This window comes from Corynebacterium sp., from assembly GCF_030538285.1.
Taxonomy (GTDB): domain Bacteria; phylum Actinomycetota; class Actinomycetes; order Mycobacteriales; family Mycobacteriaceae; genus Corynebacterium.
Map to the genome: position 1 here is coordinate 1 of NZ_JAUNUG010000063.1, position 10,657 is coordinate 10,657.

Annotated in this window: 7 protein-coding genes and 1 pseudogene; 5 read left to right on the plus strand and 3 right to left on the minus strand. The window is 64.5% G+C overall.

Translation table 11 applies throughout. From position 1 onward, the window contains the following. Positions 1-462: 462 nt before the first annotated feature. Together Q4G50_RS13585 and Q4G50_RS13590 are read left to right on the plus strand one after the other, a co-directional pair. Positions 463-2,082 (plus strand): LGFP repeat-containing protein, encoded by a 1,620-nt coding sequence (locus Q4G50_RS13585; RefSeq protein WP_303378190.1) that lies wholly within the window; start codon positions 463-465, stop codon positions 2,080-2,082. A gap of 43 nt (positions 2,083-2,125) precedes the next feature. After that, complete coding sequence (locus tag Q4G50_RS13590) at positions 2,126-2,605, plus strand: hypothetical protein (protein WP_303378191.1); 480 nt, start codon at positions 2,126-2,128, stop codon at positions 2,603-2,605. Between the two features lie 729 nt (positions 2,606-3,334). On the opposite strand, the gene Q4G50_RS13595 is transcribed toward Q4G50_RS13590, so the two are convergent. Beyond that, entirely contained in the window at positions 3,335-4,534 is a 1,200-nt protein-coding gene (locus Q4G50_RS13595) for an ATP-binding protein (RefSeq protein WP_303378192.1), read from the minus strand. Positions 4,535-4,646: 112 nt separating this feature from the next. On the opposite strand from Q4G50_RS13595, the gene Q4G50_RS13600 reads away from it, so the two are divergent. After that, positions 4,647-5,729, plus strand: coding sequence for a PspC domain-containing protein (locus Q4G50_RS13600; protein ID WP_303378193.1), 1,083 nt, complete (start codon positions 4,647-4,649; stop codon positions 5,727-5,729). Between the two features lie 2 nt (positions 5,730-5,731). After that, complete coding sequence (locus Q4G50_RS13605; protein WP_303378194.1) at positions 5,732-6,883, plus strand: serine hydrolase; 1,152 nt, start codon at positions 5,732-5,734, stop codon at positions 6,881-6,883. Positions 6,884-7,011: 128 nt separating this feature from the next. On the opposite strand, the gene guaA is transcribed toward Q4G50_RS13605, so the two are convergent. Both guaA and Q4G50_RS13615 read right to left on the minus strand, forming a co-directional pair. Then, the gene (gene guaA, locus Q4G50_RS13610) at positions 7,012-8,598 is read right to left on the minus strand and encodes a glutamine-hydrolyzing GMP synthase (RefSeq protein WP_303378195.1); all 1,587 of its coding nucleotides are present in this window, start codon (positions 8,596-8,598) and stop codon (positions 7,012-7,014) included. A 32-nt stretch (positions 8,599-8,630) separates the two neighbouring features. Further along, on the minus strand, positions 8,631-9,905 hold the full coding sequence (locus Q4G50_RS13615; protein WP_303378196.1) for a PAS domain-containing protein: 1,275 nt from the start codon (positions 9,903-9,905) through the stop codon (positions 8,631-8,633). Between the two features lie 331 nt (positions 9,906-10,236). Between Q4G50_RS13615 and Q4G50_RS13620 the strand changes: the two are divergent. Continuing rightward, a pseudogene (locus Q4G50_RS13620) lies at positions 10,237-10,657 on the plus strand (EamA family transporter); the annotation flags it as partial.

Sequence of the window (10,657 nt, forward strand, 5' to 3'; positions counted from 1 at the left end):
CGGTGCCGCCGATGCGCTGCATGCGGCCCTCAATGGAGTCGCGGATGCCGTGGCGGTCCTCCGCCACGCCACACACGGTCTCTACCGCAGCTCCCACCCCTGAATCAACGCCAGCCCCTGCAACTCCGAATCATGCAACCGGGAAGCAGTCTTCGCACGCTCCCCATTGACCACGCAAAACACCGACTGGCTCACACCAGCCGAAGTCATGGCCGCCGCACTCAAAGAAGTCAGTAGCATCATCGCTTAACACCCACCGTTGCAACGACCCATAGAATCCACAGCTGGCCTACGCCTAGCAAACACCCCCGGCAACCACCCTCATATATAGATTCCCCTGCACGCTTCCCGCCGCACATTTAAGGTCACAGGTGTCACCATCAACCCCCAAGGAGACCCACGTGACACCACTAAGACGCATCGCCGCCTCAACCGCGGCCCTCATCATGATCGGGGGGGGGCATGCCAGCGGTAGCCACCGCCCAGGCTGAACGCACCATCGCCCCCGAAGACATCGACGCCTACATCAAAGAATTCCACCAAGACCCCATCACACCCCCTGTCGTTGATGGTGTCGGCGGTGTCACCGACGCAGAACTCGCCGCCTACCACGAGAAGGTCCGCGCCACCCAGGCCGCAGGAGACCCCGAAACCGAACTCGTACCCGGGGAAATGTGGTCCGACACCGTCGGCCTCCCAGCAGGAGTGAACAAAACAGACGCCGACGCCGCTGAAATCGCCATCGCCACCGAGCAGCACACACTGCCCAGCACCGACACACTCGATGCTCTCGGCACTCTCGATGCCCTTGATGCCCGGATGATGGCCCCGGCCTCCACCCACTGCAAAACCTTCTTCTTCTCACCCCACCAAGTCTGCGGCGCCATCCTCGCCCGCTACGAAGCACTCGGCGGACAATTCGGCTGGCTCATGCACCCCATCGAGCCCATGCACCTCAACCCCGACGGACAAGGCTACCGCCAGCGCTTCCACAACGGCTTCATCTACTGGCACCCCACCACCGGCGCACATGCCATCACCGTGCGCAACGCTGACGTGTGGGCCCGCAACGGATGGGAACAAGGCTGGCTCGGCTACCCCCTGGGCGGTGAAGTCCCCGTCAAGGGCACCACCCCCACAGACGGAGAACTCAACGGCTGGGTCCAACTCTTCCAAGGCGGACGCATGTACCGCACCCCCCTTGCCCAGGGACCCCAGGTCGCCAGCATCAACGGAGCCATCCTCGACAAATGGCTCGAACTCGGCGGACCCAACAGTGACCTCGGCTTCCCCATCGCCGACGAAGCCAAGACCACTGACGGAATCGGACGATTCAGCATCTTCCAAGGAGGATCCATCTACTGGAAGCCCGCGACCGGTGCGCACCCAGTCCAACCTCCCATTCTCGGAGAATGGCAAGCAACTGGAGCTGAAACAGGAAATTATGGCTACCCCCTCTCTGACCCCCAAGTCACAGAAGAATTCACCCATAGACAAGAGTTTGAAGGCGGTGCGATTACAGCTAGATTAAATAATCCACTTGCCGAGTTAGATACCATTCCTTACCTGAAATTTGACTCTCAAGAAGCTGCTGACGCCTACTTTGACCAAGTTGAAAACGGACTGATACCCCCTCCAGGGTCCAGCTCCCCAACCCAGCTCCGCACGACGAGCGCTACACGATACGGACCCTGCGAACTCGAGACAGAACACGTGCACCTTCGAAAAAGTGGAAACTTTGGATCTATTGGCTTTAAACCCGTGACTAGATGCGAGCTTGATGTGATCAGCGTGGAACACACGAGCGAGCTCGCTCAACTCAAATGGAACAAATGGGTACCCGTCCCGTCTGTGAACCAGCACATAGATAGGGGGCCCGCCGTCGGACGAAAGCTTGACAAAAAACACCGAGACCGCGGATTCACAGTTGACTATACAACCTTGAATATAGAGCAAGAATGTCGAACTGACAAATATTCTCAATTCAAGGGATTTACTAGGGGAAAAATCACAACAACCTCTGGGACGTATTTTGCTCGATCATACACTCTCGTCAGAACGGAAAAGTGTCGTGTTCACTAGAGAACTCCCTACCCTGGCTTAAGCGACCATACGAAAGATACGAATGCCCCTTACCCGCCGAAACCTAAAAACAAAGGCGAAAGCCTACCTCGTTTACCGCACGCGATGGAGAACTGATCCGATGGAAATGTCATTGGACGCTCCATATCACGTATTCTGCGCGGTAACCCTGGATGAACAAGTAGCATACGAAATGTGGTCACAAGGAAAACAGGCCGGAGCACACATTGCGTGGGAGGAAATACCTCTCCAAGGGCAGGCCGACTTTCCAACTGACCTTTACATAGTTTTTCAAGGCGGAATTCCACAGGATGACCCACTCGCACTCGAACTCTCCAACCCGGTTGGAATAGCGGCATTCGACAACAAGGATGACGTGCAGGATTTTATTGACCAATCCACCCAGTGGGATTGGGAAGATGTGTGGACAGTACCCGCGGAGTGGCGCAGCAAGTTTCTCTTCACACCATTTCCCGCTCGGGTCTATCTCGAGTATCCGGAGCCCAACTTCTTCACCGCATAGAACCGCACGTACCGACACCCCTACAACCTATCCTCGACCCACGTGCCCGCCGGCTCATCCGGTTGCGGCGCACGTTCGCTTAGTTGTAACAACCGCGCACGAGCGCGACAACATCTCCGACACGAACGGCGTGTACACTCCAGCACAGACCGCAGGCATGGATATTTACAATAACTACACAGGCCGCCAAGTCGGAATTCGACTGGATGGACAACCGGAGACCATTAAAAGAGTGTGCATAGGATACGCCTTGGATGCGAGGGGTAACCCTGACTCCCCAAAATGAGCTCCCTACCGGCGGCATCGATCTGGTGTTCCTGAGAAGTGACCTCAATTAATGGAGGGCGTGCGAAAACTGGTCATTGCCCTACTCTTCCTAGTTGGATTGGTAATTGGCTACTTCTTTCGAGACAGTCTGCTACCACTTGAATTTGCCCTTTTAAGAGAAACTACTTGGATCCTGGGGTTTTCCATAAACCAAATGGTACTGTTTGGAATATCGGCTATAACGGGTATGGTTTTATACCGTTACCGCCGGATACATTCTTCCATTCTTGCCCTGGGGTGGGGCCTGTGGGGAGGTTTCCTGGCCGGGAATATCCTTTTCCTGGCAATGACTCTTGCCGTGGCCTCAGGCAGGCTAACCCCCTGAAACAGGGGCCACCACAGCTATATGCAGATCAAACTGAGACGGGGGACACCCCATCATCACTGGGTCCACCATGCCGTTCAGGATACCGGGAGTCGGTAACTCACGGTGACCTCGGTGCCCTCCCCCAGCGTCGAACGAATGCGCGCGGTGCCGCCAATACGCTGCATGCGGCCCTCAATGGAGTCGCGGATACCGTGACGGTCGGCGGGGATGTCGGCGGGATCGAAACCGGCACCCCGGTCGCGCACGAAGATGCTCAACTCACCGGCGAGGATCTCGGCGTAAACATCGAGCTTATCGACGCCCGCGTGTTTCGCCGCATTCACCATCGCCTCCCGGGCGGCCAGGACGACGGCCTGCGTCTCCTCGCTGAGGTCGACGTCCTCGCCGACGGTCACCGGCGCGATACGGATGCCGAAGAGATCCTCCACCTCACCACACGCGGTCTCCACGGCGGCGAAGACGGTCTGGTGGATCTTCTCCTCGGCGTCGAAAAGCCACTGCCGCAACTCGCGCTCCTGGCCGCGGGCGAGGCGGGTGACCTCAGCCGGATCCTCGGCACGCTTCTGGATGAGCGCCAGCGTCTGCAGTACCGAATCATGCAGACGGGAGGCGATCTCCGCCCGCTCCTCACTCGCCGCCTTCGCCGCCCGCTCCTCCGCCAGCGAATCCCACAGGCGGACGATGAGCGGCACACCGAGCGCCGCCACCCCGGCGAGCGTGAGCAGCACCGCGATGAGCGCCGCTGCGAAACCACCGGAACTCTCCGCGAAGAAGATGGTCACCACCACGCCGGCCAGCACCAACGCTGCCCCGCCGATGATGCTGACGTAACTGCGCCCCGACTCCAGCCCCCGGTCATAGGCCTGCCAGGCGAGCACCGCGCCGACTCCCGCGACCAGAAGCGGCACGAGCACCGCCCCCGACACGCCGGACACCAGGGTGACGGACATGAAGAAACCCAGCCCGCCGACGGCCGCCAGCAGCAGGTACACCGGGCGCGAGAGCTGGTGCTTCCGCTGCGGCAGCACCACCTCGTCGGAGGCCTTGGAGAACATCCACAGGCCCGCGTATGCCATGACACCCAGGCCGGAGAGGAACGCCCCCACGATGAACGCCAGCCGGACGTAGAACACGTCCACCCCCAGATGCACCGCCAGGCCGCCCGCCACGCCCGAGATGACGCGGCCGGAACTGGGGCGTCGATAAGTGGGGTACGGGCCGGCGACGGCACGGGTGGGATCGGCCCCGTACGGGACCGGGCTGGCATTACTCATGCCCTGATCCTGTCAGACCCCACCCCCGGATACATCGGGGCAGACCCTGAAAACACAAAATCAGGGTGGATCCCTATACCGTTTCCCCACCCGAACAACCGACAATGAAGACATGAACACCACCACGAGCTTCTCCGACACCGCCTCCCAGATGTGGGCCACCCGCCCGCCCCGCATTCCCGCCGAGCAGGGCGGCAACGCCAAGATCGCCGGTGTCTGTGAGGGCATCGGCGTGCGCTACCAGATCGACCCGACCATCGTTCGCGTCCTCTTCGTCGTCTCCCTATTCACCTTCGGCGGAGGTCTCGCGGCCTACCTCCTGGCCTGGATGTGCATGCCGCGTTACGGGCTGAGCACCGCGCCGCTCACCGCCATATCCCGCCGGACAGAAGAGCTAAGCCCTCCGGAGAAAAAGGAACGCACCACCGGCTGGTGGCTGCTTATCTTCTTCATCCTCACCTTCGGCTCCTTTGGCACGGAGGGCGCCTGGTTCTCCTCCGGGTTACTCGCCGTGGGACTCCTGTTCGCCGCCTGGTGGCTGCTCCACCAGCGCACCCCGCAGCCCCCGGCCGGGCTGCTTGCCGACGCCCCCGTCCCCGCCATGCCCACCCCCGTCGACCTTTCCGGCTTTCACCCCGCCGACGGCACCGACGTGCCACCCGGACGCGAGACCCCGCCGTCCTGGGACCCCCTCGGCGCCGCCCCCTTCGCCTGGGACCTGCCCGAACCCGGCCCCGCCCCGCAGCCGGCGCGCCGCAAGCCGCGCCTCTGGCCCTGGGTGGCACTCGGCCTGTTCGGCGCACTCAGCGCCGCGACCATCATCTCCGGCGTCTTCGGCGCCTTCCTCTATCAGAAGGACGTCGGCCAGGATCTCTCCTACACCCCCGCCACCGAGGCCGAACTGCAGGGACGCTACCAGGGCGAAATCGGCTCCCTCGAGGTCGACCTGCGCCAGCTGCCCCCGCTGGACGCATCCCACACGGTCCGCATCGACGGTGGCATCGGCCCCGTCAACGTCTACCTGCCCACCGCGGTGCCCGTGCAGCTGACCTGCGAGGAAGGCCTCGGAGAGCTGGACTGCGACCCCGGCACCTACAACGACCGCGCCTCCGGCGGCACGCTCACCCTCCAGGTCGAAGGCGGTATCGGCCCGGTGAAGGTGTCGGTGCCGCGTGATCTTCCCGCCCAGGACTGACCATGCTCTCCCGCCTGCTGGCCCCGGCCCTGATCGCAGCCGCGGTGGGCGGTGGCACCCTCGCCGCCCCCGCCCCCGCCACGCCCACCGAGATGGCCGTCGTGTCCTCCGCAGGCATCCTGCGTACCGACGCCGCGCACACCGACCCGGGTCGCATCTACCAGTTCGGTTCCGTGTCCAAGACCATCACCGCCGCGGCCTTGGAGGCCGGCGATCTCCCGCTTACCACCCCGGTCGCCGAGGTGCTCCCCGCCCTGCGGGACACCGAGCTCGCCCACCGCGGCACCACCCTCGCGGACCTGCTCGGGCACACCTCCGGACTGCCGCACGACATCACCCTCACCGACGGCGCCGGGGTGGAGCTCAGCGACATCGTCGACCAACCACTCGGTGAACGCGGCTACCGCTACTCCAGCCTCAACTACGTGCTCCTTCAGGCCGTACTGGAGGAGACCGGGCCGGACTTCGCCACCGTCGCCCCCGGCGTGGTCACTGACGGCGACGTCCCCGCCGGCTCCGTCCCCTTCCTCTCCTGGCGGATGCCGCTGCCCGCGCGTCACGACCCCACCGGCCTCGGCTACGGTTACCTCGCCGGCGACATCACCACCCTCGCCAACTTCGCCGCCCGGCAGCTCGCCGAGCCCTCCGCCGCGTGGCGCCAGGAATCAATGCTTATCGACGCTCGCGCAGACACCGAGGTCACCACCTACCGCCACAGCGGCGCGGTGCCCGGTTACTTCGCCCACGTCACCCTCGTGCCCGAGCTCGACCGAGCGGTGGTGCTTCTCACCGCCTACTACGGGGAGACCGAGGCACAGCGCCTGGATGTGTGGGCGGACAACGTCGTGCGCGCGGAACTCGGCGGGCAGGTCGAACCGCTGCCTGCCCCCTCCCGCCTGTCACTGTGGCTCATGATGGCATGTGTTCTGCCGCTGCTCGCCCTGGCCCTGCGACCCCGCCGCTGGGTCATGGTCGCCTCGGTGCTCATCGCAGTGTCCACCCTGGCCGTGCCCTACGTGCTCGGCTACCCGCTGCACCACCTGTGGCCGTGGGCCCCGGATATCGCTGCAGTCGTGGTGCTGTGGTCGGCGCTGTGGCTCCTCGCGGCGGGGATCATCAGGTTTCGATTTCGTCACCCACCCTCGACCCCTTAGGCCTAACCCCCCGGACATGAACCCTCCGGCGTGGGTGACGAAATCGTCACGCGGAGTCACGCGGGCGTCGATAAGCAAAAAGCAGCGCCCCCTGACAACCTGTCAGGGGGCGCTGCCACAGGGGAAGACTACTCCCACTCGATGGTTCCCGGCGGCTTGGAGGTCACGTCGAGGACGACGCGGTTGACGTCCTTGACCTCGTTGGTGATGCGGGTGGAGATGCGCTCGAGCACGTCGTAGGGGATGCGCGACCAGTCGGCGGTCATGGCGTCCTCGGAGGAGACGGGGCGCAGGACGATGGGGTGGCCGTAGGTGCGGCCGTCGCCCTGGACGCCGACGGAGCGGACATCGGCGAGCAGGACCACCGGGCACTGCCAGATGGTGTCATCGAGGCCGGCGGCGGTGAGCTCGTTGCGGGCGATGAGGTCGGCGGCGCGGAGGATCTCCAGGCGCTCCTCGGTGACCTCGCCGATGATGCGGATGCCCAGGCCGGGGCCCGGGAAGGGCTGGCGGTTGACGATCTCCTCCGGCAGACCCAGCTCGCGGCCCACGGCGCGGACCTCGTCCTTGAACAGCAGACGCAGCGGCTCGACGAGCTCGAACTCGACATCGTCCGGCAGGCCGCCGACGTTGTGGTGGCTCTTGATGTTCGCGGTACCGGAACCGCCGCCGGACTCGACGACATCCGGGTACAGGGTGCCCTGCACCAGGTAGTCGACCTGCTCGCCCTCGAGGACCCCGGCGACGGCGCGCTCGAAGGAGCGGATGAACTCGGCGCCGATGGCCTTGCGCTTGGCCTCCGGCTCGCTGATGCCGGCGAGCTTGTCCAGGAAGGCCTGACGCTCGTCGACGGTGACCAGGCGGGCGCCGGTGGCGGCGACGAAGTCGTTCTCCACCTGCTCGCGCTCGCCGGAACGCAGCAGACCGTGATCCACGAATACGCAGGTCAGGCGGTCGCCGATGGCGCGCTGCACGAGGGCGGCGGCGACGGCGGAGTCCACGCCGCCGGAGAGTCCGCAGATGGCGTGGCCGTCCGGGCCGATCTGCTCCTTGACGGCCGCGATGAGCTGCTCGGCGATGTTCGCGGGGGTCCAGGTGGGCTCCAGCCCGGCGATCTGGGTGAGGAAGCGGGTGAGCACCTGCTGGCCGTGCGGGGAGTGCAGGACCTCCGGGTGGTACTGCACGCCGGCCATCCGGGTGTCCACGTTCTCGAACGCGGCCACCGGGGCGCCCTCCGAGGTGGCGGTGACGGTGAAGCCCTCCGGGGCGACCGTCACGGCGTCACCGTGGCTCATCCACACCTTGTGCTGGGCGGCGAGCTGATCGTGGAGCACGCCGCCGTCGCCGACGACCTCCAAATCGGTGCGGCCGTACTCGCGGGCACCGGTCTCCGCCACCGTGCCGCCGAGGGCGGCGGTCATGGCCTGGAAGCCGTAGCAGATGCCGAAGACCGGGACGCCGAGCTCGAGGATCTGCGGATCCAGCCGGGGGGCGTCATCGGCGTAGACCGAGGACGGGCCACCGGAGAGGATGAGGGCGGCCGGGTTCTTGGCCTTGATCTCCTCGGCGGTGGCGGTGTGCGGGACAACCTCGGAGTAGATGCGGGTCTCACGCACGCGCCGGGCGATGAGCTGCGCGTACTGGGCTCCGAAGTCCACGACGAGGACGGGGCGGGGGTTTGCGGAAGTCACGGCCTTGATCCTACTACGCCGCATGCCCCGCCCAGACATGCTTATCGACGCCCCCGTCAGGCCCCCGCCACCAGCCCTGACAGGTAGTGCACCGCGTCCTGCAGCTGATCGAACTCCAGGGTCTGCTGTTCGTTGACCGCCTGCCCCAGCTCACTGAGCTGCGCCATGGAGGAATCGGACTTCTCGATGGCCTGCCGGGCCTGGGCGATGAGCTCTTCGGCGCCGTCGGCAAGCGAGGAAGTGACGGTGGACTGCAGCCACGTGTCGATCATCTCGCGCGGCACCTCCAGCAACGACACCACCGAACCGGACTTCACCGACACGCGGCGCGACACCCGCTGGTGCTCCGCCACCAGGTGGCGCATCTTCTCCGTCCCGGCCTCCAACACCTTCACCAGCATCCCGATCGATTCCTGCCGATCGGCCTCATCGGCGGCGAACAGCGCGGTCATCAAAGCGTGCAGACGGGCAAGTGCGATGAAAAAGCGTGACTGCTCGCTCAGCGCCTGCAGGGATGCCAACATCTCCTCCAGGTCCCCGATGTACTCGGCGACAATGCTGCGCATACCGGCCCAAACCTTCAAGGGGGCCAGCAAAAGTGTGGCCTCAGGGCCGTCGATGTCGAGGTTGTCCATCTCCTGTGCGACGCGGGCCGTGGTGGAGGTGTCCTCATCGAGCTGGGCGCTGGCCGCCCGGAGCGCGGCCACCGTGCGGGCAAGGGAGTCCTGGGTGTTCATGAAATCATCGAGCGCCCGGTACACCGCGACCACCGCCTGCGCGACCTCATTGCGGGACCCCAGCGCGGCGATGTCGATCGACGACTGCGCCTCCCGCGCCGCTACCTCCGCCGGGAGCATGACGTTCATCAGGTGGCGGTAATCAGGGATCCCCAGTTTATCCAGCTCTTCCTGCAGCCGGCCCACGCCGATGGCGGCCGCCTCCCGGCGGTTCTTGCCCTCGTTGTTGCACACCCAGTGCTCGAGATCATTCATCTCGTAGTACACGGACGCAGCAGTGGCGTAAGTGTCGGTGGAGGGGCGCATACGTACCGACAGGTAGCCGCCGTCGGGCAGCGGGGTCACGGTGGCGAGGACGTCGTAGGAGGAGTCCCCCTTCGCCAGGTTGCGGACATAACCGACGAAAGGCTCACCTGCTTCCAGCGTGTCCCACATGGCGCGGAACACACCACCCGGCATATCGGGATGGCGGATGATGTTGTGCGCGGACCCGATGAGTTCATCGCGCGAATAGCGAGCGAGGCGCTCGAAGACCTCGTTGGAATCGGTGATCACCCCCTTGGCGTCGGTCGTGGAGAAGAACAGATCGTCCACCCCCACCTCATGCTGAGGGAAGTCTGATTCAAACCTGGAAATTGTCGGAGATATCTGGTTCATAGGTTTATTTAACTCTCTCAGGTTGTTAAATGCCGCCCAAGTGGCTGAAAACTCTCGACTCTCCACACAACACCAGGTCAGATACAGCGAATATCTAATCCCCCCGGTGCCATGGAGCTCGTTCTCACCTTCTGCACGTCGCTGCAACTCGGCGATACAGTCGTAACCTACGACTTCCCGCACACCGGACCGTGGGGCGTGACGACCATCCGCCTCCTCGTCGCCGGACACCTGCTGCTGGCTTTCGCCCACCCCGAGGAAGCAGTGGGTGGCGGTGGGACTGTTCGCCCCCACCCTGGCCGGGATGAACGGCTTCTACTACGCCGCCATAGCCCTGATCCCGCTGCTACTGGCAGCCCTGTTGTCCCGGGGTGCGCGGGAGTTCCTCTGGGTGGGGCTGGCGTTGCTCGGCTGGGACTCCTGGAGGTCGCCGGTGCGGATGGGCTACATTCTCGCTTCTCGACGCGTCGGTGTCCCCGTCCCCGGCCAAGGCGGACTGGCGGTGGCCTTCCTGCTGGCCGCGGCGGTGGTCGCCCCCTTCGCGGCAGCCGTGGTCGCCCCCTTCGGGGCCCGCGGGGTGGCGACCATTCTGGATTCACCCGGACTACTCGCCCTCGCAGCACTGACCGCCGTACTCGCCTCCCTCATCCCCTACTCCTTCGAACTGGTGGCGCTGCGCTCCCTGCCCC